Source organism: Streptomyces sp. Go-475, from assembly GCF_003330845.1.
GTDB lineage: Bacteria > Actinomycetota > Actinomycetes > Streptomycetales > Streptomycetaceae > Streptomyces.
On the sequence record NZ_CP026121.1, the window covers coordinates 908,702 to 930,060 of the forward strand.

General features: G+C 73.0%; 19 protein-coding genes and 2 pseudogenes. 10 read left to right on the forward strand and 11 right to left on the reverse strand.

Translation table 11 applies throughout. The annotated features are described in order from the left end of the window. The first annotated feature begins 317 nt into the window (after nt 1-317). Nucleotides 318-1,079, forward strand: a complete 762-nt coding sequence (locus tag C1703_RS04070) for a hypothetical protein (protein WP_114250579.1) — start codon at nt 318-320, stop codon at nt 1,077-1,079. A gap of 81 nt (nt 1,080-1,160) precedes the next feature. Here the strand turns inward: C1703_RS04070 and C1703_RS04075 are convergent, their stop codons facing one another. Beyond that, nucleotides 1,161-2,672: an MFS transporter gene (locus tag C1703_RS04075; RefSeq protein ID WP_114250580.1), complete on the reverse strand. Its 1,512-nt coding sequence runs from the start codon at nt 2,670-2,672 to the stop codon at nt 1,161-1,163. Between the two features lie 227 nt (nt 2,673-2,899). On the opposite strand from C1703_RS04075, the gene proP reads away from it, so the two are divergent. Together proP and C1703_RS04085 are read left to right on the forward strand one after the other, a co-directional pair. Then, nucleotides 2,900-4,396: a glycine betaine/L-proline transporter ProP gene (gene proP / locus C1703_RS04080; RefSeq protein ID WP_114250581.1), complete on the forward strand. Its 1,497-nt coding sequence runs from the start codon at nt 2,900-2,902 to the stop codon at nt 4,394-4,396. Nucleotides 4,397-4,406: 10 nt separating this feature from the next. After that, nucleotides 4,407-4,625 carry a hypothetical protein gene (locus C1703_RS04085; protein WP_114250582.1) on the forward strand — a complete coding sequence of 73 codons (219 nt, stop codon included), beginning with the start codon at nt 4,407-4,409 and terminating at the stop codon, nt 4,623-4,625. Nucleotides 4,626-4,650: 25 nt separating this feature from the next. Here C1703_RS04085 and C1703_RS04090 read toward each other — a convergent pair whose 3' ends face one another. After that, complete coding sequence (locus C1703_RS04090) at nt 4,651-5,307, reverse strand: DUF5701 family protein (protein ID WP_114250583.1); 657 nt, start codon at nt 5,305-5,307, stop codon at nt 4,651-4,653. Nucleotides 5,308-5,339: 32 nt separating this feature from the next. After that, a pseudogene (locus C1703_RS39550) lies at nt 5,340-5,577 on the reverse strand (hypothetical protein); the annotation flags it as partial. Between the two features lie 262 nt (nt 5,578-5,839). Between C1703_RS39550 and C1703_RS04095 the strand changes: the two are divergent. Then, a complete protein-coding gene (locus C1703_RS04095) occupies nt 5,840-6,790 on the forward strand; it encodes a phosphotransferase (RefSeq protein ID WP_198678083.1) in 951 nt (316 codons plus the stop codon). 230 nt (nt 6,791-7,020) lie between these two features. On the opposite strand, the gene C1703_RS04105 is transcribed toward C1703_RS04095, so the two are convergent. After that, the gene (locus C1703_RS04105) at nt 7,021-7,473 is read right to left on the reverse strand and encodes an Lrp/AsnC family transcriptional regulator (RefSeq protein WP_114250585.1); all 453 of its coding nucleotides are present in this window, start codon (nt 7,471-7,473) and stop codon (nt 7,021-7,023) included. A gap of 111 nt (nt 7,474-7,584) precedes the next feature. Between C1703_RS04105 and C1703_RS04110 the strand changes: the two genes are divergently transcribed. Further along, a complete protein-coding gene (locus tag C1703_RS04110) occupies nt 7,585-8,211 on the forward strand; it encodes a LysE family translocator (RefSeq protein WP_114250586.1) in 627 nt (208 codons plus the stop codon). A 40-nt stretch (nt 8,212-8,251) separates the two neighbouring features. On the opposite strand, the gene C1703_RS04115 is transcribed toward C1703_RS04110, so the two are convergent. Genes C1703_RS04115 through glyA form a run of 5 tightly spaced genes read right to left on the reverse strand, consistent with a single transcriptional unit; the run spans nt 8,252 to nt 14,483 of the window. Next, a complete protein-coding gene (locus tag C1703_RS04115; RefSeq protein ID WP_114250587.1) occupies nt 8,252-8,875 on the reverse strand; it encodes a sarcosine oxidase subunit gamma family protein in 624 nt (207 codons plus the stop codon). Continuing rightward, the gene (locus tag C1703_RS04120; RefSeq protein WP_114250588.1) at nt 8,868-11,672 is read right to left on the reverse strand and encodes a 2Fe-2S iron-sulfur cluster-binding protein; all 2,805 of its coding nucleotides are present in this window, start codon (nt 11,670-11,672) and stop codon (nt 8,868-8,870) included. The genes C1703_RS04115 and C1703_RS04120 overlap by 8 nt, the downstream gene beginning before the upstream one ends. Then, the gene (locus tag C1703_RS04125; RefSeq protein ID WP_114250589.1) at nt 11,669-11,950 is read right to left on the reverse strand and encodes a sarcosine oxidase subunit delta; all 282 of its coding nucleotides are present in this window, start codon (nt 11,948-11,950) and stop codon (nt 11,669-11,671) included. Before C1703_RS04125 ends, C1703_RS04120 begins: the two co-directional genes overlap by 4 nt. A gap of 11 nt (nt 11,951-11,961) precedes the next feature. Continuing rightward, nucleotides 11,962-13,182 carry a sarcosine oxidase subunit beta family protein gene (locus C1703_RS04130; RefSeq protein WP_114250590.1) on the reverse strand — a complete coding sequence of 407 codons (1,221 nt, stop codon included), beginning with the start codon at nt 13,180-13,182 and terminating at the stop codon, nt 11,962-11,964. Next, nucleotides 13,179-14,483 carry a serine hydroxymethyltransferase gene (gene glyA, locus C1703_RS04135; RefSeq protein ID WP_114250591.1) on the reverse strand — a complete coding sequence of 435 codons (1,305 nt, stop codon included), beginning with the start codon at nt 14,481-14,483 and terminating at the stop codon, nt 13,179-13,181. The genes C1703_RS04130 and glyA overlap by 4 nt, the downstream gene beginning before the upstream one ends. A gap of 95 nt (nt 14,484-14,578) precedes the next feature. Here glyA and C1703_RS04140 point away from each other — a divergent pair, with 95 nt between their 5' ends. Next, on the forward strand, nt 14,579-15,259 hold the full coding sequence (locus tag C1703_RS04140; RefSeq protein ID WP_114250592.1) for a GntR family transcriptional regulator: 681 nt from the start codon (nt 14,579-14,581) through the stop codon (nt 15,257-15,259). A gap of 70 nt (nt 15,260-15,329) precedes the next feature. Here the strand turns inward: C1703_RS04140 and C1703_RS04145 are convergent, their stop codons facing one another. Both C1703_RS04145 and C1703_RS04150 read right to left on the reverse strand, forming a co-directional pair. Further along, entirely contained in the window at nt 15,330-15,863 is a 534-nt protein-coding gene (locus C1703_RS04145; protein WP_114250593.1) for a hypothetical protein, read from the reverse strand. Nucleotides 15,864-16,019: 156 nt separating this feature from the next. Further along, entirely contained in the window at nt 16,020-16,952 is a 933-nt protein-coding gene (locus tag C1703_RS04150; RefSeq protein ID WP_232840406.1) for an SDR family oxidoreductase, read from the reverse strand. 199 nt (nt 16,953-17,151) lie between these two features. Between C1703_RS04150 and C1703_RS04155 the strand changes: the two genes are divergently transcribed. The 4 genes and pseudogenes from C1703_RS04155 (at nt 17,152) to C1703_RS04170 (ending at nt 21,357) form a co-directional block, all read left to right on the forward strand. Next, complete coding sequence (locus C1703_RS04155) at nt 17,152-18,465, forward strand: ATP-grasp domain-containing protein (protein WP_114250595.1); 1,314 nt, start codon at nt 17,152-17,154, stop codon at nt 18,463-18,465. Between the two features lie 16 nt (nt 18,466-18,481). After that, on the forward strand, nt 18,482-20,521 hold the full coding sequence (locus C1703_RS04160; RefSeq protein ID WP_114250596.1) for a CocE/NonD family hydrolase: 2,040 nt from the start codon (nt 18,482-18,484) through the stop codon (nt 20,519-20,521). Nucleotides 20,522-20,605: 84 nt separating this feature from the next. After that, nucleotides 20,606-20,773, forward strand: a pseudogene (locus C1703_RS39555) (NAD(P)/FAD-dependent oxidoreductase); the annotation flags it as partial. Nucleotides 20,774-20,946: 173 nt separating this feature from the next. Further along, nucleotides 20,947-21,357 (forward strand): DUF779 domain-containing protein, encoded by a 411-nt coding sequence (locus C1703_RS04170; protein WP_114250597.1) that lies wholly within the window; start codon nt 20,947-20,949, stop codon nt 21,355-21,357. Nucleotides 21,358-21,359 lie beyond the last annotated feature (2 nt).

Here is a 21,359-nt window from a genome sequence, read left to right on the forward strand (position 1 = left end):
AGAGGGCGACGACCCGCGCGTCGATGCCCAGCTCAGGGCCGTGCCGCCGATGGCGAGGTGCTGGAGAGCACGTCCTGAGCTGGGTTTCGTCGCCGAGGGAGACGTGCGCAGGGACTGCTACGGGCCGGGCGAGGACCGGCTGCTGCTCCGCCTGGACCTGGCAGGGTCGGGGAGCGGGCGGGCCCCCGGCTCGACGCACACGCGGGCCGCTGGCACACTCTCCCGGTCGGAGGGCCGCCGGCCCTGACGTGGTGAGGCGGGCTCTGTCCGCGGGGTTCGGCCGAGGGGGGTGTGGCGCGGTGGGGTCGTCGACGCGCGTGTCGCAGCGGTCCGTCGCATGGCCGCGGTCCGTCGCGTGGCTGCTGTTCGGTGTGCTGACTGTCGTCGTCGGAGTGGTGTCGGCCTTCCAGGTGCGTGGCGCGCTGGAGCGGGAGCGGGAGTTCCGGGCCGCGCCGGCCTGTGCCTCGGTTCCGGTGCGGGCGTCGGGGTGCGTGTGGCAGCAGGGCTTCACCGTGCGGACCGCCGACCTGCACCGCGACGAGCGGCGCGAGTCGCCGGAGGCGGAGTTGGTGCCGCCGTCCGGTGAGCCGTGGCGCGTGACGTTCCGGGACACCGAGCCCGTCCTGTCCGAGATGGAGCCGGGCGAGAAGGTCGTCGGTCTGGTCTGGCACGGGCAGGTCGTCGAGGTACGGGACGCCGAGGGGCGGCGGCAGCCGACCTCCTCCGGCCCCGTCGGCTGGCCCGAGGACCGGCTGGGCGGCGCGCTCGCCTGTGTCTCGTTCGGGCTGCCGGCCCTGGTGGGAGGGGCGTGGGCGCTCCTCGCCCGGGGCCGTCGGCGCCATGCGGCAGCCGCGACCGTGGTGCGGTGGCACGGCGTCGCCCTGGGCATCACGGCGATCCTGACGCTGTGGGCGCAGTCGGCCAACGACTGGCCGCTCTGGTCGATACCGGCGATCTGGGGGCCGCTCGCCCTGCTCGGCCTGGCGTCCATGACGGCCTTCACCCTCGCCGCCCTCCGCGGCGAGCTGACGGACGACGCACCGCCCGTCCCGCAGACACCTCAGCCGCAGACCGGCTGAGGGCCCGGGCCTGCCGTCCGTCGTGCGACCGGAAGTCGGGCCGTGCCAGGCGCCGCGCGGCAGGCGGGACTCGCCACCCCCCTATGTCTGCCGGGCGTGCACGGGGCTGTGGGCGACGTCGTCCGGGCACTTCGGGTGCGGTCGGTCCGTCCGCCGGTCGCGCCTCCAGTCGTACGTCGCGAGGGCCAGGGACGCCGCCATGCCGACGAGGCCCGCGCCCATCGCGGCGACGAGGGCGCCCCGGTAGTCGTCGGTCCCGCTCAGCACCAGGTAGAAGAGCCCGGGCAGCGCGGCGGTGCCCACGGCGGCGCCGAGCCGCTGGCCGGTCTGCAGGGCCCCGCCCGCCGCGCCGGCCATGCGCACGGGGACGTCCCGCAGGGTCATCGTGATGTTGGGGGAGATCACGCAGCCGCCGCCGAGGCCACCGAGGAACAGGGCCGGGGCGGCCAGCCAGGGCGCGATGCCGAGGGGCGCGAGGCGCAGCAGCAGCGCGGTGCCGCCGAGTCCGAGGATCACTCCCGTGAGCCCGCCCACGGTCAGCAGCCGGCCGAGCCGGTCCACCAGCCGGCCGGAGACCGCGGCCGCGCAGGCCGAGCCGACCGCGAAGGGGGTCACGGCGAGGGCGGACCGGAGCGGTGAGAAGCCGAACCCCTGCTGGTAGAAGAGGGCGAAGACCAGCCAGACGCCGCTGAAGCCGATGAAGTAGAGGGTGCCGACGCCGACGCCGACGGCGTAGCCGCGCACGGTGGTGAACAGGCGCGGGTCGAGCAGCGGCTGGGTGCCCCGGGCGACGAGGCGCCGCTGCCACCGGACGAAGACGACGAGCAGGACGGCGCCGACGGGGAACAGCCACCACAGGCGGGTGAGGCCGCCGGCCTCGGCCTGCACCAGCGGGTACATGAGCGCGAGGACGCCGAGGCCGAGGAGCAGTACGCCCGGCAGGTCCACGTGCCCCCGGCCGGAGCGCCGGGTGCGGGGCAGCAGGCGGCGGCCCAGCAGCACGGCGAGGATGCCGATGGGGACGTTGATGTAGAAGATCCAGCGCCAGCCCTGGGGGCCGTCGGCCAGCGCGAGGATCAGCCCGCCGGCGAGGGGGCCCACCGCGGAGGAGATGCCGACGGTGGCGCCGAAGAAACCGAACGCGCGGCCGCGTTCGGCACCGCGGAACATCTGCTGGATGAGCGCGGAGTTCTGCGGGGCCATGAAGCCGGCCGCCAGGCCCTGGGCGAGACGGGCCGCCACCAGCGAGGTGATGGTGGGTGCCGCTCCGCAGGCCGCGCTGAACAGCACGAAGCCGCTGAGGGCGAGCAGGAAGATGCGGCGCCGGTCCAGCGCGTCGCCGAGGCGGCCGGCGGTGACGAGGGCCAGGCCGAACGTCAGGGCGTACCCGGACACCACCCACTGCACCTGCGCGGCGGAGGCGTGCAGTTCCCGCTGGACGGTGGGCAGGGCCACCGCCACGATCGACACGTCCAGCAGGCTCATGAAGCCGGCCACCAGGGTGACCCACAGGGCCCGCCAGCGGCGCGGGTCCGGCTCCTCGCCGCCCGTCCGCGCGCCCTGGTCCCGCCCGCCCGGCGCTGATGCGGTCACCTGGGCTCCTCTCATCAGCTCTCATCAGCCGCACTCGGGCGAACCAGGTTCCCCGGCCGGGGCAGCGGCACACACCGGCCGGGCCGGACGGGACCCGGCTCTCACCCTGAGCACCCGTGCACTACGCACGGTGGTCGAGCGGACGCCGCGCGAAGGGGTTCGTTTGAGCGCGCGAGATCTGTGCAGGCGTTGTGCTTGGGAAGACGACCGGCGAAAGGAACGACGTGATGGCGGCGCCCGACAACGACGAGTCGGTGGACCCGGCGGCTGTGAGACGGCACCGCGTGCTGTTCCGGGCGATCGAGAAGCGACGCCACCCGAAGCTGCGCCGCAGCGACATCACCGTGACCGACGAGGCGGCGGTCAAGCGCGCCACCAAGGCCGCCGCCCTCGGCAACGCGATGGAGTGGTACGACTTCGGCATCTACAGCTATCTGGCCTCGACCATCGGGAAGGTCTTCTTCCCCTCGGGGAACGACACCGCCCAGTTGCTGAGCTCCTTCGCGACGTTCGCGGTGGCCTTCCTGGTCCGCCCCCTCGGCGGCATGGTCTTCGGGCCGCTCGGCGACAAGGTCGGCCGCAAGCGCATCCTCTCCCTCACCATGATCATGATGGCCGTGGGGACGTTCGCCATCGGACTCGTCCCCTCGCACGCCGTCATCGGCCTGTGGGCCCCGGCCCTGCTGATCTTCTTCCGGCTGGTGCAGGGCTTCTCGACCGGCGGGGAGTACGGGGGCGCCTCGACCTTCATCGCGGAGTACGCGCCCGACAAGCGGCGCGGCTTCTTCGGCTCCTTCCTGGAGCTCGGCACCCTCGCCGGCTACGTCGGGGCCTCCGGCCTCGTCGTCGTCCTGCAGAGCGTCCTCAGTGACGAGCAGATGCTGGCGTGGGGCTGGCGCGTCCCCTTCCTGATCGCGGCGCCGCTCGGCTTCATCGGCCTCTACCTGCGGCTGAAGCTGGACGAGACGCCGGCCTTCCAGAAACTGGAGGGCGGCCAGGTGAAGGCCAGCGAGGCCGCGGAGGCCGTGGAGACCTCGGCCGCCGCCGACCTCGGCAAGATCTTCACGCGCTACTGGCGGCCGCTGCTGCTGTGCCTCGCGCTCGTCGCGGCGTACAACATCACCGACTACATGCTGCTCTCGTACATGCCGACGTACCTGTCCGACGAACTGGGCTACGGGACCAACCACGGGCTGCTGATCCTGCTCATCGTGATGGTCCTGCAGATGTGCCTGATCAACCAGGTCGGGCGGCTCTCGGACCGCTTCGGGCGGCGGCCGCTGCTGATGACGGGGATGCTGGGCTTCCTGTTCCTCTCCCTGCCGTCCTTCCTGCTCATCCGGCAGGGCAGTGTCGTCCTCATCGCCCTGGGGCTGCTGCTGATGGGGCTGTCGCTGGTGACGATGCTCGGCACGATGTCGGCCGCGCTCCCGGCGATCTTTCCGACGCATGTCCGCTACGGGTCCCTGTCGGTCGCCTACAACCTGGCCACCTCGGTCTTCGGCGGCACGACACCGCTGGTGATCACCGCCCTGATCAGCGCCTTCGACTCGACCCTCATGCCGGCCTACTACGCCACGGCCGCCGCGGCCGTCGGTGTGATCGCCGTGCTGTGCATGCGGGAGACCGCCAACAAGCCCCTGGCCGGCTCGCCGCCGTCCGTCGAGACGGAGGCCGAGGCCGAGGAACTCGTCCAGTCCCAGTCCCCACGCCCCAGGTTCTGAGCCCTCCTCCTTGGGACCGGAACCCCTCCGGCACCACACCGGCAAGGTTCACCTCCACCTGGCGCACGCGCTCGCCCGCCTCGGTGAGCGGGCCGAGGCCGCCGCCGAGTACCGCGCCGCGCTCGCGCTGGAAGGCGACGTCCCGGCGGACGTGCACGGCGAGGCCCGCGCGGGCCTCGCCGCCGTGACCGAGGGCCGGCCGGCGCCGGCCCTCCGGTTCGTGCGGTGACACGGGCCGCGTCGGTGCCCCGGTGTTACTTCCCGCGTCCCGTGGCGGAGGCGAAGCCCAGCCAGGTGTGCCGGTTGTTCCACCAGCACCAGCCGACCTTCGGGGCGTTGCGGCGCTCGCGGCCGTCCCGCCCGGTGCCGTTGCTGATCCAGATCGCCGGGGTGCGGGCGTCCAGCGTGCCGTCGGCCTTGCGCAGCCGGGAGCCGATGGTCATGAAGCAGCGGTTGCGCTCCAGGGCCTCGGGCTGCTGGAGCACCCAGTGGATGCCTTCGGTGAGCACCAGCGGGGTGCGCTCCTCCTCGGTGAGGGCGGGCAGTGCCTCGTCCGGCGACCAGTTGCCCATGTGGTCGCCGCGGTCGACGCCGGTGACGAGGTAGAGCGGGGCGTCGGGCAGGTCGAGCCCGTACGGGGTGAACTCGTCGACGTCGGGCATGTCGACGACGACGAAGCCGGGTTTGCCGTCGCGGCGGAGCAGTGGTGCGAGGGCGGAGGCCGGGGCCCGGTCCGGGTGCACGGCCAGCAGGGCGTCGCCGCCGTCGGTCCCGGCGGCGAACGTACGGATCTCCTCGGCGGACAGCCCGGCGATCTCGTGCACTCCCAGTTCGATCAGCCGCTCGGCCTGCGCGCTCAGGGCCGGGAGTGCGGGGAGGGCGGTGGAGGTGGCGGGCGAGGTGTCGGGCACGATGCTCCCTCGGGTCGACGGCGTGGGCGAACTCATGGGCAACGCGCCGGTCTGCCGGTACGTTCCCGCCCTGCCGTCTTCTGGTGCGCTTCGCCGCCCAGGCCGTGCCGCTGCCATGCGCGCGGGGTCACTCCGTAGGCCGCGCGGAAGGCGCCGCTGAAGTGGCGGGACTCGCAGGTGGCGGACCGAGATGAAGTGCGCGGCGGCGATCCCGGTCGGGGACAGGCCGGGGTCGCAGAGGTGGCGGCGGATGTGGTCCCGCACGCGCAGGGCCTGGGAGACGAGGCGGCCGCGGCGCTCGTCGATGAGCAGGGCCGTGTGGAGCTCTCCTGGCCCACGGTGATGAACGGCATGTGCTGCTTCCTCGTTTCCGGACTGGTGCGGGGATCGCGGCCACGCTGGGCCGGACGAACCGGGACCGATTGCCGTGCGGCGCACGGGTCCTTGACCTGGGGTGCACCGCGGCCGGAGCCGGCTGGGCGCCGGTTTTAACCCGTCGCGCCGCCGGATCCGGCGTGACACCATCGCGGCCATGCAGGAGTTCATGACGCCGGATCAGATGGCCGCCCGCTCGTCCCGCGCTCTCTCCGCGGCGGTCGCCGCCGGGCGTGATCTGGGGCTGGCGGTGACCGAGGCGCGGGTGCTCTACGACGTCTTCTCGGTCGTGGTGCACCTCGCTCCGTCGCCCGTGGTGGTGCGCGTGCCCACCGTTCTGCCTCCGTACGCCGACGCCGCCTACCAGTCGGCGCGGCAGCGGCTGGAACTCGATGTGGTGGCGTGGCTGGCGGAACAGGGCCACCCGGTGATTCCGCCGAGTCCGCTGGTGCCGCGCGAGCCGGTGCGGCGCGACGGCTTCTCGATGACGTTCTGGCAGTTCGTCGAACTGGACCAGAGCGTGGAACCCGACTACGTGCGGAATGCCGGCCTGGTCGCCGACCTGCACGCCGCGCTGCGGGAGTACCCGGGCGAGCTGCCGTTCCTGTCGGCGGCCGAGCCGCGGTTCGTCACCGACGGGCTCGCCGCGCTCGAAGGGCGTCCGGACCTGCTGGACCCGGCCGACCTCGACCGTGCGCGGCGTGAGTGGGAGGTTCTGGAGCCTGTCGTCAGCTCACGCGCGGAGTTCGAGGCGGCGTTCCCCGGGGTCGAGTTCCAGCCGATCCACGGGGACTCCCCCGCGGCGAACATCGTCTCCACCGCGCAGGGCGAGCTGTACTCCGACTTCGAGCTGACCACGCTCGGGCCGGTCGAGTGGGACCTGGCGGCTCTCGGCCCGGACTGCGAGGCCGCGTACAACGCTGCCGCCGAGCGCCGCGGCCTGCGGCCGCTGGACGAGGGCGTGCTGCGAGTCGTCAACGCCGTGGGCATGTCCCGGGCGGTGGCGTGTCTCGCGCTCGCGCCGCGGTTGCCCCTGCTCGTGGACGCGTTGAAGCCGGCCGTGGAGCAGTGGCGGACGATGCCGTTCGCCGGGGGTCTGGGGAGCTGAGTGTTGCTCAGGGGCTGAGGGTCACCGGCCGGACCGCGAAGCAGGCCGGCGCCGCGAGGACCGACACGCCGGCCGCGAGCGCCAGGATGCCGGGGACGAACCAGGGGCGACCGGCCCGGCCACCGTCGCCGCGAGGCCGAAACCGGCGGTCTTCAGCCCGGCGCCGGCCCGCGAACGCGTCGCGGCCCACCGGCGCTTCCGCTCCGCCGGTGGCGTCGGCCCGCTCCCGCCTATTCCGGCAGCGGCCGGTCGTCCACGACGTGTTTCATCACGAGCGTGGAGGTCAGGCGCTGCACGCCGGGCAGTCGGGCGAGTCGCTGGTCGTAGAGCTGCTGGAAGGCGGCCAGGTCGGCGGTGGCGACGCGCAGGAGGTAATCGGGCTCGCCGAACAGGCGCTGGGCCTGGAGCACGTGCGGGACGGCGGCCACCGCCTCCTCGAACGCGGTGACGGTGTCGGCGTCCTCCCAGCGCAGGGTGACGAAGACGAGGGCTTCGAAGTCGAGGCCCACGGCGGCCGGATCCACGACCGCCCGGTAGCCGCGGATCGCGCCCTCGCGTTCGAGGTCGCGCAGCCGGCGGTGGCAGGGCGAGACGCTCAGCTTGACGCGAGCGGCCAGCTCGGTGACCGTGAGCCGGCCGTCCAACTGCAGCTCGGTAAGAATTTTCCGGTCCAGGGCATCCATGGAGAAGATTCTGCCCCAGGTCCCGCGATCAAGAGGGAAAGAAGGAAACACTTTCGGGCCGATCCGTCCTAGTCTCCCTCTCGCGACAAGGCACGTGAGAGGGACCGATCCATGGACACGACGACACTGGCGGCATTCCTGGCGGTGGATCTCCTGCTGGTGGTCACCCCGGGCGCGGACTGGGCCTATGCGATCGCCGCGGGTCTCAGGGACCGGTCGGTCGTTCCGGCGGTCGCCGGGCTGGTCGCCGGATACGCCGGGTACACGCTGCTCGCGGTCGCGGGCCTGGTGGTGATCGTGGCGAGGTCGGGAGCCCTGCTCACCGCCCTGACTCTGGCCGGGGCCGGCTATCTGGTGTGGCTCGGCTGGGGCGTGCTGAGGCAGCCGGCCGCCCTGACGGCCTCCGCGGAAGGAGCCGGCTCCACGGGCTCGTCACCCGGGCGGATCCTGCTCAAGGGAGCCGGTACCAGCGGGCTGAACCCGAAGGCGCTGCTGCTGTACTTCTCGCTGTTCCCGCAGTTCATCGACCCGGCGGGCGGCTGGCCGGTCGCCACGCAGACGGGCCTGCTCGGCTCGCTGCACATGACCGCCTGCGCCGTCGTCTACCTCGCCGTCGGAGTCCTGGCCCGCACGGTCCTGAAGACCAGGCCCTCCGCGGCGCGGACGGTCACCCGCGCCTCCGGTGCGCTGATGATCGCCATCGGCGGGTTCCTGCTGGTGGAACACCTGACGGGCTGACGAACGCGGCACCCCTCGGGTCCCTGTCACCCTCCCCCGTTCACGGCACCTGCGGCCCCCGGAACTCCCCCATCGCGTCGATGAGCCACCGCGCCAGGTAGTCGGCGAACGAGGAGCGCGGGAGGAGGCGGTACGTCGGCACCTCGTCGACCTGCCAGAGCAGCACCGCCACGGGTCCCACGGTGGTCGACACCGCCCGCCCGGGACCGAAGGCCCGGGGATGCAGGTCCAGCGGGCAGCCCTTCTCCAGTACCTGACGGGACGACGGGCCGCTCAGCTCCAGCGTCGTGCGGTTGGCGGAGACGTCCACGGCCGAGCCCCGGTCCGGCCCGAGCGCCGTGCGCAACTCGGCGGTCAGGGCGGCCCCTTCGGCCCGGGAGAGGACGAGCCACTCGTCGGGGCCCAGCCAGACGACCGTGTGGGGCCCGGACGAGGTGGTGTCGCCGCAGCGGCGTGGGAGCCGCGTCCCCAGCGTCCGCTCGATCCGGTCCGCCGCATCGGAGCCGGGGCCGACACGCAGGTTCACCATGGTCACGAAGGGCCGCTCCGCCAGCATGACGCCCCGGGCGCCGGGGACGGCGGCGGCACGCATCCGCCCCTCCAGGTGCTCCAGCGGGCTCCTCCGCAGGGCCACCGGGCCCGCCTCGATCGTCGGCTCAGCCATCGCGCTTGGTCCCTTCCGGGTCGTAGAGGACGCAGTCCGTCACCTCGACCGGCACGAGGTCCTCACCCACTGGCGCGAGCAGGGTCTCGCCGATCCTGGCCCGCCCGTCGGCGACGAGCGCCAGGGCGAACGGGCGGCCGAGGGCCGGGCTGCGGTAGCTGGAGGTGACGTGGCCGAGCATCGGCACGGGCACCGTCTCGAAGGAGACGTCCGGCGCGACGAGCTGGGTGCCCTCGGGCAGCCGGGTCGTGCGGTCGCTCGGCAGGAGGCCGACCAGTTGCTTGCGGTCGGTGCGGGCGGTGTCGGCGCGGGAGAAGGACCGTTTCCCGATGAAGTCCTTCCGCGGGGAGACCACCCAGGACATGCCCGCGTCCTGCGGGGTGACGGTGCCGTCGGTGTCCTGGCCGACGATGATGTAGCCCTTCTCGGCGCGCAGGACGTGCATGGTCTCGGTGCCGTACGGGGTGATGCCGTACGGCCGCCCGATCGCGTACACCTCCTCCCACACCGCCAGGCCGTACCAGGCGGAGACGTTGATCTCGTAGGCGAGTTCGCCGGAGAAGGAGATCCGGCAGATGCGGGCCGGGACGCCGGAGGCCAGGGTGGTCTCACGGAACGCCATGAACGGGAAGGCCTCGTTGGAGAAGTCGACGTCGGGGGCGAGGTGGGCGACCACCTCGCGCGAGCGGGGGCCGACGACGGCGACGGTCGCCCACTGCTCGGTCACCGACGTGCAGGTCACGTCGAGTTCGGGCCACTCGGTCTGCAGCCACTCCTCCAGCCAGTCCAGGACGGCGGCGGCGTTGCCGGTCGTGGTGGTCATGAAGTAGCGGTCGTCGTCGAGGCGCAGGGTCACGCCGTCGTCGAAGATCATGCCGTCGGGCTTGCACATCACGCCGTAGCGGGCCGTGCCGGGCTTCAGCTTCTTGAAGGCGTTGGTGTAGATCCGGTCGAGGAACTCGCCCGCGTCCGCGCCCCGGAGCTCGATCTTGCCGAGGGTGGAGGCGTCCATGAACGCCACGCCCTCGCGGGCCGCCCGGCACTCGCGGGCGACGGCCGCGTCCATGTCCTCGCCGGGCCGGGGGTAGTACCGGGGGCGCTTCCACTGCCCGACGTCCTCGAACAGCGCCCCCTGCGCGACATGCCAGCTGTGGAGGGAGGTGGTCCGCTCGGGGTCGAACAGCTCGCCGCGCTCCCGCCCGGCCAGGGCGGCGAAGGCGACCGGGGTGTACGGCGCCCGGTAGGCCGTGGTGCCGATCTCCCCCGGTGCGCCGCCGAGGAGTTCGGCGATCACGCCGATCGCGTTGACGCCGGACGTCTTGCCCTGGTCGTTGGCCGTGCCGAGGGAGGTGTAGCGCTTGACGTGCTCGACGCCGCGCATACCGGCGCCGGTGGAGCGCCGGACGTCGGCGACGGTGACATCGCGCTGGAGGTCGACGAAGTGGGTGTCCCAGCCGTCGTCGGGGCCCGGCACCAGCCACAGGGCGCGGGTCGGACCGGCCGGCCGCGGGTCGGCGGGCGACGGCACGGGCACCGGGAACCCGGCCTGCGTGGCGGCCACCGCGCCCGCGCGCGCCCCCTCCGCCCGGCAGCCGTCGTGGTCGAACGTCCCGCGCGCCGCGCCCACCACCTGCTGGTTCCGGACGCCCCCCTCGGGGACGAACGCGACCAGCTCCTCGTCCCAGCGCAGCCGCCCCTGGCGCTGGCTGTGCAGGTGTACGACGGGGCTCCAGCCGCCGGAGACGGCGAGCAGATCGCAGTCGAACCCGGCCTGGGGCCCGTCCTCGTCGAGGGGCCGGACGGTGACACCCGTGAGCCGGCGGTCCCCCGAGGTGTCGACCACCGCGCTGCCCGTCAGCACGCGCACCCCGGTCGCCGCCGCGATCTCGGCGGCCCGGCGGGACACTCCGGGGCGCGCGTCCACGACGGCGGCGACGGCGATCCCGGCGGCGTGCAGGGCGGCGACCGTGTCGTAGGCGCTGTCGTTGGTGGTGCTCACCACGGCCCGGGAACCGGGAGCCACGGCGTAGCGGCCGAGGTACGTGCGCACGGCACCGGCGAGCATGACCCCGGGCCGGTCGTTGCCGGCGAAGACCAGCGGGCGCTCGTGCGCGCCCGTCGCCAGGATCACCTGGCGGGCGCGGATGTGCCACAGGCGCTGCCGCGAGACGCCTTCGGGGGCGGCGGGTCCGAGGTGGTCGGTGCGCCGCTGGAGGGCCAGCACATAGTTGTCGTCGTACGACCCGAAGGCCGTGGTGCGGTGCAGGACGACCGTCTCGGGGGCGGCGTCGAGGACCGCGCGCGCCTCGGCGGCGCCGTCCCAGTCACCCGTTTCGGGCTGTTCGTCGACGAGGAGCACGCGGGCGCCGGAGGCGGCGGCAGCGGCGGCGGCCGCGAGTCCGGCCGGTCCGGCACCGACGACGAGGACGTCCGTGTGGACGTGCTTCTTGTCGTAGACGGCCGGGTCGGGGGCCGGGTCGAGCCGGCCCGTCCCGGAGAGCGTGGTGGCGGACAGGCCGTCGTAGAGCTCCACGGTCGTCGCCGGGAGCATGCTCTCCGAGCAGGGGCCGTCGACGCGCAGCAGCGCGTTGGGCTCCTCGGCACCCGCGGCGACGATGCCGCGCGGGCGGCCCCGGTAGAGGGACGGGGCGACCTCGACGAGGCCGTTCGCCAGCATGGCCGAGGCGACGGTGTCGCCGGGGTGGCCGGTGAGTTCGCGCCCGTCGACGGTGAACCGCAGCACGGTGCCGCGGTCGATACGGCCGCCCTGCCGGAGCCGGAAGTGCTGGTCGGTCATCGGTTCCCTCCGGGGCGGGGCTCGTCGAGCCGATAGGAGGCGAGCACCTCGTGGGTGGCGGTGTCGCGCAGGACGTTGAACCAGCGTCGGCAGCCGGTGCCGTGCATCCAGCGCTCGGCGAAGGGGCCCTTGGGGTTGTCGCGGTAGAAGACGTACGCGGCCCACTGCTCGTCGGTGAGGTCGGCGGGGCGTTCGGGGTAGGGGACGTGGGCCTGTCCGCCGTAGTGGTACTCGGTCTCGTCCCGTGGACCGCACCACGGGCAGGTGATCAGCAGCACGATCGGTCTCCTCAGTGGGCCACGGCCGCCGCGCCGTGTTCGTCGATCAGGGCGCCCGTCGTGAAGCGTTCGAGGGCGAAGGGGGCGTTCAGCGGATGCGGTTCGCCGGTCGCGAGGGTGTGCGCGAAGGTCCAGCCGGCGGCCGGGGTGGCCTTGAAACCGCCGGTGCCCCAGCCGCAGTTGACGTAGAGGTTCTCGACGGGGGTGGCGCCGATGATCGGGGAGGCGTCCGGGGTGACGTCGACGATGCCGCCCCAGGTGCGCAGCACGTGCGCGCGGGCGAAGACGGGGAACAGCTCGACGGCGGCGGCCATCTGCCGCTCGATGACGTGGAAGGAGCCGCGCTGCCCGTAGCCGTTGTACGCGTCGACGCCCGCGCCCATCACCAGCTCGCCCTTGTGGGCCTGGGAGACGTAGACGTGCACGTGGTTCGACATGACGACCGTCGGGTGCACCGGCTCGTGCAGCTCGGAGACCAGCGCCTGGAGCGGATGGGACTGCACCGGCAGCCGGAGGCCCGCCCGCTCGGCCAGCACGCTGCTGTGCCCGGCCGCCGCGAGACCGACCCGGCCCGCGTGGATGCGGCCGAGGTTGGTCTCGACGCCCACGACCCGGTCGCCGTCCTTGAGGAAGCCGGTGACCTCGCAGCCCTGGATCAGGTCGACGCCCAGCATGTCCGCGCGGCGGGCCAGCGCCCAGGCGACGTGGTCGTGCTTGGCGATGCCGGCCCGGGGCTGGAAGGTGGCGCCGAGGACCGGATAGCGGGTGCGCGGCGAGACGTTGAGGATGGGGCAGACCTTGGCGACCTCGTCCGGTTCGAGCCACTCGGCGTCGACTCCGTTGAGCCGGTTGGCGCCCACGCGGCGCACGCCCTCGCGGACGTCCTGGAGGGTGTGGGCGAGGTTGAGGACGCCGCGCTGGCTGAACAGGAAGTCGTAGTCCAGCTCCTCCGGCAGCCGCTCCCACAGCTTCAGGGCGTGCTCGTAGATGGCGGCGCTCTCGTCCCACAGGTAGTTGGAGCGGATGATCGTGGTGTTGCGGGCCATGTTGCCGCCGGCCAGCCAGCCCTTCTCCAGGACGGCGACGCGGGTGATGCCGTGGTTCCTGGCGAGGTAGTAGGCGGTGGCCAGGCCGTGGCCGCCCGCGCCGACGATCACGACGTCGTACGAGGAGCGCGGCTCGGGGGTGCGCCAGAGGAAGTCCGGGTGCTCCGGCAGCGGTTCGGCGGTCATGCCGCGGCTCCCTTCAGGTGGGCGTAGAGGGGGAGGGCGGCGGCGAGTTTTCCGACGCGGGCGCGCAGTTCGTCCTCGGCCCGGTCCCCCTTCAGGGCCTCGGCGATGATGTCGGCGACCTCGCGGAACTCCGTCTCGCCGAAGCCCCGGGTGGCCAGCGCCGGGGTGCCGATCCGCAGCCCCGACGACACCATCGGCGGGCGCGGGTCGAACGGCACCGCGTTGCGGTTGACGGTGATGCCGACGCGGTGCAGCCGGTCCTCGGCCTGGCGCCCGTCGAGCGCGGAGCCGCGCAGGTCGACGAGGACCAGATGGACTTCGGTGCCGCCGGTCAGCACGGTGATCCCGGCCTCGGCCACGTCGTCCGCCAGCAGCCGTCCGGCCAGGACGCGGGCGCCGTGCAGGGTGCGCTGCTGGCGCTCCCGGAACTCCTCCCCCGCCGCGACCTTGAACGCGACCGCCTTCGCCGCGATGACGTGCTCCAGCGGACCGCCCTGCTGGCCCGGGAACACCGCCGAGTCGATCTTCTTGGCGAGGTCGGCGCGGCTGAGGACGACGCCGCCGCGGGGGCCGCCGAGGGTCTTGTGGGTGGTGGTCGTGACGACGTCGGCGTACGGAACCGGGTTCGGGTGCAGGCCCGCGGCGACCAGACCGGCGAAGTGCGCCATGTCCACCAGCAGATACGCGCCCACCTGGTCGGCGATCCGCCGGAACGCGGCGAAGTCGAGCCGGCGGGGGTAGGCGGACCAGCCGGCGACGATCATCTTCGGCCGGTGCGCGAGGGCGAGGCGCTCGACCTCGTCCATGTCGACGCGCAGGTCGGACTCGCGCACGTGGTACGGCACGACGTCGTACAGCTTGCCGGAGTAGTTGAGGCGCATGCCGTGGGTCAGATGACCGCCGTGCGCGAGATCGAGGCCGAGGATCGTGTCGCCTGGCTTGAGCAGCGCGAACATCGCGGCGGCGTTGGCCTGGGCGCCCGAGTGCGGCTGCACGTTCGCGGCCTCGGCGCCGAACAGCTCCTTCACCCGGGCGACGGCCAGCCGCTCGACGACGTCGACGTGCTCGCAGCCGCCGTAGTAGCGGCGGCCCGGGTAGCCCTCGGCGTACTTGTTGGTCAGCACCGAGCCCTGGGCCTCCATGACGGCGGCCGGGGCGAAGTTCTCCGAGGCGATCATCTCGAGGGTCGACTGCTGGCGGTCCAGCTCGGCGTGGAGGGCGGCGGCGATCTCCGGGTCGAGTTCGCCGAGCGGGAGGGCGAGGGGGGAGGCGGCTGTGCGGGTCGACGGGCTGGTTGCCATCTGTGCACCATCCTGGTGGCCGACTAATGCGCAACTGATATATCAGGCTCTGCGGTACGGTATGGGAGCTCGCCGGACAGGTCAAGGGGGCATTGATGCAGCAGCTGACGACCGAGCCCGGGCAGGGTGAGCGGGTGGGCGAGGAGCTGTCCCTCGCCGAGCGCGCCTACCGCGCCATCCGCGACCGCCTCGTCATGCTCGAGATCCGCCCGGGCGCGCCGATCCACGAGGAGCAACTGGCCCAGTCCCTCGGCGTCGGACGGACGCCGGTGCGCGAGGCGCTCAAGCGCCTCCAGTACGAGCGGCTGATCACGACCTACCCCCGCCGCGGCACCTTCGCCACGGAGGTCAACATCACGGACCTGGCCCACATCTCCGAGGTGCGCCAGGAGCTGGAGCCGCTGGCCGCCGCCCAGGCCGCGCGGCGGGCCACGGCAGCGGACCGGGCCGCCCTGACGGCTCTGCGGCAGCAGCTGCGGGGCGCGGATCCCCGGCGGCAGGACGCCATCGCGCTCATGCACCTGGACCTCCGGGTGCACCGCGCGGTCTACGCCGCCGCGCACAACCCCTACCTGGAGGACACCCTCGTCCGCCACGACAACCTGGCCACCCGCATCTGGTGCCTGTTCCTCGACCGGCTCTCCGACATGGCCGGGCATGTGGAGGAGCACGGGCCGCTGATCGAGGCGGTCGTCGCCGGCGAGCCGGAACGGGCGGCGCGGCTCGCCCGGAGTCACGTCGAGGGTTTCGAACGGGCCGTCCGCGCGGCCATCTGACACCGCGCCGCGGGGCCGCCGGACCGCCAGGGACAGGACCGTCCGGGCCGAGCAGCCGCTGCTCGCGCGGTCACCGCCCGTAGGCGTCCCGGCGGGGCAGGGGGCCGACGTCGGAGTGGCGGCCCGGGCGGAGCGCGGCGTGGCGTTGCCCGGGGCCGGGACCGGTGCGGGCCGCGAGGGCGTCGGCGACGGCTCCGGTGACGAAGGCGTAGACGGCCTTGTGCAGGACGTCGACGACGAGTTCCCCGCGGGGCCAGGTGGGGGGCGGGGCGCCGACACCGGTCGCGTTCTCGAGGATCTGGTCGTTGGTGAGGCGGACGACGGTGAACTGGGCGGAGGCGACCGGTCCGCGCAGTCCCGCCTGGGCCATCACCGAGCGCAGTACACCGAGGAGGGCGGCCTGGCCGTAGTGCATGGCCCAGTTGACCGACAGCGGCTGGGTGCCGGGGTGCTCGGGCAGCCCGGTCAGGCGCTGCAGCACCCGCGCGGGCACATGGGAGCCGGGCCGGCCGGTGACCGCCTGCTCGGCCTTCTCACCGAGGGTCATCACGACGCCGCCCGCGGTGCCGGCGAGGAGACCCTGCCACAGTGCACGCCTGATCATGCCCGGCGAGTACCCGTGTGCACCGGGTTCACCCGCAGGAGCCGGGCACGGGCGGTTCCCGGGCCCATCGCGGGGCCTTCACCGCCCCGGCTACCGCGTATTACCGCCCCGGCTACCGCGTGTCACCGCCGCGGCTCCCGCGTGTCACCGCTCCGGCTACCGCGTGTCCACGATGCCGCCGGTCACCGCGATGACCTCGCCGACCGTGTAGCTGGAGTCGGCGTCGGAGGCGAGGTAGACGTACGTGGGTGCGATCTCCTCCGGCTGGGCGGCGCGCTCCAGCGGGGCCTCGCTGCCGATCTGCGCGAGCCCGTCCGGCGGCATGTGCGGGTCGGCCTCGTTCAGCGGCGTCCAGGTCGGGCCGGGCGCCACGACGTTCGCGCGGACACCCCGCTTGGCCAGGTGCACGGCGACGGACTTGGTCAGCGTGATCAGCGCGGCCTTGGACGCCGCGTAGTCGATCATCGTCGTGCTGCCCTTGAGGGCCTCTTCGGTCGCGGTGGCGATCACGGCGTCACCGGGCTCCAGGTGGGGCAGCGCCGCCATGAGCAGATGGAAGTACGCGTAGACGTTCGTCTTGAACGTCCGGTCGAAGTCCTCCGCGGTCAACTGCTCCAGTTCCAGCTTGCTGTTGAGGTACGCCGCGTTGCTCACCAGGATGTTCAGCCCGCCCAGCTCCGCGACGGTCCGCTCGACGGCCCGGCCGCAGAACTCCGGGTCGGTGAGGTCGCCGGGCAGCAGCAGACAGCGCCGGCCCTGCTCCTCCACCTCGCGCCGTACCCGCTCCGCGTCCACCTGTTCCTCGGGCAGGTACACGAGGGCGACGTCGGCGCCCTCCCGCGCGTACAGCAGGGCCACGGCCCGTCCGATGCCCGAGTCGCCGCCGGTGATCAGCGCGGCCTTGCCCTCCAGCTTCCCGCTGGCCCGGTAGCGGCTCGCCCGATAGTGCGGCGCGGTGCGCATGTCGGCCTCGATGCCGGGCCGCGGCTGCTTGTCGGAGTCGTAGGGCGGCGCCGGTTCGGACACGACCTGCGGCGCGGACTGTTCCTCCTCGTGGTGCACGGCTTCCCTTTCTCCGGTGTCGTCCACGGCGCGGGCCGGCTCGTCCCGGCCCGCGCCGTACTTCCCCGCACCGCGTTCCCACCACAGCGGCGGCCATGTTCAACGTCTCGCAGACGCGGTCGCAAAGGACGGGCGAGGGGCCGGACCGGATTGCCGTCAGGCACGAGGGGTACTCCGACGATCTTGCAACCCCCGGCCGTTCGAGCCGGACAGCGGAAGGAGAACCGTGTCTGACGAGACGGTCAAGAACGTCTTCGTGATCGGGCTCGACGAGGCCAATCTGCCCACGCTCCGGCAGATCCCCGGAGCCGAACGGCTGCGTTTTCACCAGCTGTTGACCGTCGAGGAACTCCAGGTCGGCGAGGTGCACCTGCCCACGCTGCTGGACAAGGCGCAGAGCGTGCTGGACGGCTTCGACGGCAGCGTCGACGCGATCGTCGGCTACTGGGACTTCCCGGTCAGCACCCTCGTCCCGATCCTGAGCGAGCGCTACGGCACCCGCAGCACGAGCCTGGCGTCGGTGGTCAAGTGCGAGCACAAGTACTGGAGCCGGCTGGAACAGCGGAAGGCCACCGACCGGCACCCGCGCTTCGGCCGGGTCGACCTGTCGGCCGAACCGCCCCGCCCGCCCGACGGCGTGCGGTTCCCGATGTGGGTCAAGCCCGCGCTGTCGTACTCCTCCGAACTCGCCTTCGGCGTCGCTGACGAGGAGGAGTTCCACAAGGCGGTCACCGAGATCCGCGACGGCATCTCCCGCATCGGCCGCCCCTTCGAGCACATCCTCGAACGCGTCGACCTGCCGCCGGAGATGGACGGCGTGGGCGGCCGGGTCTGCCTGGCCGAGGAGTCGATGTCCGGCGTGCAGGTCGCCGTCGAGGGCTACGTCCACCAGGGCGAGGTGACGGTCTACGGCGTCCTGGACTCCATCAACTACCCGGACTCGCCCTGCTTCCAGCGCCACCAGTACCCCTCGACGCTGCCGGCGCCGGTCATCGCGCAGCTCCACGACGTCAGCCAGCGCGTGATGCGGCAGATCGGCATGGACTCGGCCACCTTCAGCATCGAGTACTTCTACGACCCGCACACGCAGGAGATCAACCTGCTGGAGATCAACCCCCGGCACTCCCAGTCGCACGCCGAGTTGTTCCAGTACGTCGACGGCGTGCCCAACCACCACTGCATGGTCAGCCTCGCCCTCGGCGACGATCCGCGCATGCCGCACCGCGAGGGCCCGTACGCGATGGCCGCGAAGTGGTACCACCGCTGGTTCACCGACGGCGTGGTGCGCCGGGTGCCGAGCCGCGAGGAGATCGACCGCATCGAGCGGGAGACCCCGGGCGTGCGCATCGAGGTGATCCCCGAGGAGGGCACCAGGCTCTCGGAGCTTCCCGGACAGGACAGTTACAGCTTCGAGCTGGCGCACATCTACACCGGCGGGGCGGACGAGGAGGAGCTGCGCGAGAAGTTCGACCACTGCGTGGCCGCCCTGGGTCTCGTCTTCGACGACGCCCCGCCCGAGGCCGAAACCCCGCGAGAGTGAGGAGCACGTGGGTTCCATGCGTTACGTGACCAACCTGCCGTACGCGACGAAGGAAGAGGAGCACGTCACGATCCCGATGTCGGACGGGGTCCGGCTTTCCGCGCACGTCTGGCGCCCCACCTCCTCGGACGACGAGCCGGTGCCGGCGGTGCTGGAGTACATCCCGTACCGCAAGCGCGATCTGACGGCCGTCCGCGACTCGGTCCACCACCCGTACCTCGCCGGGCACGGCTACGCCTGTGTCCGCGTCGACCTGCGCGGCACCGGCGACTCGGAGGGCGTGCTGCGCGACGAGTACCTGGAGCGGGAGCAGGCGGACGCCGAGGAGGTGCTGGCCTGGCTGGCCGAGCAGCCCTGGTGCGACGGCGCGACGGGGATGATGGGCATCTCCTGGGGCGCGTTCGCGGCGCTCCAGGTCGCGGCCCGCCGGCCGCCGAGCCTGAAGGCCATCGCCATCGCCTCCTTCACCGACGACCGGCACGCCGACGACATGCACTACATGGGCGGCGCCCTGCTGTCGGACAACCTGGCCGAGGCGGGCACCATGTTCGCCTACGGCACCTGCCCGCCCGACCCGGCCGTGGTCGGCGACCGCTGGCGGGAGATGTGGCACGAGCGGCTGGAGAACACCGAACCCTGGGTGCTGGAGTGGCTGCGCCACCAGCGCCGCGACGACTACTGGCGGCACGCCTCGGTGTGCGAGGACTACCAGAGCGTGCAGTGCCCGGTGCTGGCGTCCAGCGGCTGGGCGGACGGCTACTCCAACGCCGTGACCCGGCTGCTCGGCAACCTCGACGTCCCCCGCAAGGGGCTGATCGGCCCCTGGTCGCACAAGTTCCCGCACCTCGGGGAGCCGGGGCCCGCGATCGGCTACCTCCAGGAACTCGTCCGGTGGTGGGACCACTGGCTCAAGGGCGTCGACAACGGCGTCATGGACGGGCCGATGCTCCAGGCGTGGATGCAGGACAGCGTGCCGCCCTCCACGTCGTACGAGGAGCGGCCGGGACGCTGGGTCGGCGAGCCGGACTGGCCCTCCCCGCACATCCGGCCCACCACCCACCCGCTCACCCGGCACCGGATCGAGCCCCCGCGGGACCCGGACGGCCCGGAGGCCCCGGAGGGCGCGGCGATGACCGTGAAGTCGCCCCTGTCCGTCGGCCAGTTCGCGGGCAAGTGGGCCTCCTACAACGCCCCGCCGGACCTGCCGTACGACCAGCGCGAGGAGGACGGCGGCTCCCTCGTCTTCGACAGCGAGCCGCTGACCGAGCCGCTGGAGATCCTCGGCTCGCCGAGCGTGGAACTCGACCTGTCGGTCGGCGAACCGGTCGCCCTGGTGGCCGCGCGGCTGTCCGACGTGAGCCCCGACGGCGCCGCGACCCGCGTCTCCTACGGCATCCTCAACCTCACCCGCCTGGACAGCACGGAGGCCCCCGAGCCGCTGGAGCCGGGCCGCCGCTACCGGGCCACCATCCCGCTGAACGGCGTGGCGCAGGCCTTCCCGCCGGGGCACCGTATCCGGCTCTCCCTGTCCACGTCCTACTGGCCGCTGGCCTGGCCGCCGCCCAAGCCGGCCCTGCTCAGCGTCCACGAGCACTCCAGCACGCTCACCCTGCCGGTGCGGCCGGTCGACGAACCCGACGAGGTGCCGTCGTCCCCGTTCGGCGAGCCGGAGGGCACTCCCCCGATCGCCACGACGCAGCTGACGCCGCCCGAGGAGCGCTGGGAGGTCAAGCGCGACCTGGTCGGCTACCGCGCCGAGCTGGACATCGTGAAGGACCGGGGCACGGTCCGCTTCGAGGACATCGGCCTGGAGGCCGGCCGCCGCGCCCACGAGCGCTACACGGCGGTCGCCGACGACTTCACCTCGGCCGGCGGCGAGACCACCTGGACCATGAGCTTCCGGCGCGACGACTGGGACGTACGGGTGGTGACCCACACCCGGCTCACCTGCGACGAGACGGACTTCTTCGTGGACGCGACCCTCGACGCGTACGAGGCCGACCGCCGGGTCTTCTCCCGCACCTGGAACGAACAGGTCCCGCGCGACCTGCTCTAGACCGTACGCCCGGCGTCCCACAGGGCGCCGGGCGTACGGCTCCTCGGCGTGTGCCGTGTGGCACTGCCCTGCCGCCCGCTGGACAACCCGCTGTTCGGCACGCCGACGCGCATCGAGCACCGCACCGACGCCGCCGAGCAGGGCATGGCCGCCGCCCGCAACCTGCTCGCCGGGCAGGAGGCCCGCACACCGTTCACGCCGGTGCGCGGCCATGACGAGGTCACCGTGGCCGAAGGGGACTTGTCCGACCGCGGGCGACCTGGCGGGAGGCGGTGGAGGCCGACGGCACGACGGCAGCGTGCCGCGTCCGCCCCACCCCACCCGCACCGGTCCGTTCCACCCGGCCCCGCCCGCACCGGTCCGTTCCGCTCCGCGAGGAGGTACGTTCGTCCGGGCGGGACACCGGTTCAGTCAGGAGGCAACGCATGACCACGCGCACAGCCCGGGTCGAACTGACGGCCGCCGCCGAGGAACTGCTGCGGCGGCTGACCGGCACGCACGGGCCGGTGATGTTCCACCAGTCCGGCGGCTGCTGCGACGGCAGCGCCCCCATGTGCTACCCGCGCGGCGAGTTCCGGGTCGGCGCCTCGGACGTCCTGCTGGGACACGTGGCCGGGGACACGCCGTTCTGGATGAGCGGCGACCAGTACACGTACTGGTCGCACACCCACCTCACCGTGGACGTGGTCCCCGGGCGCGGCAGCGGCTTCTCCCTGGAAGCCCCGGAAGGCGTCCGCTTCCTGCTCCGCTCCCGCCTCCTCACCGACGAGGAACTGCGCCGCATCGAAACGGAACCACCGCTGCCGACCGGGTCGCACCCCGTGCCGGACCGGTGAGG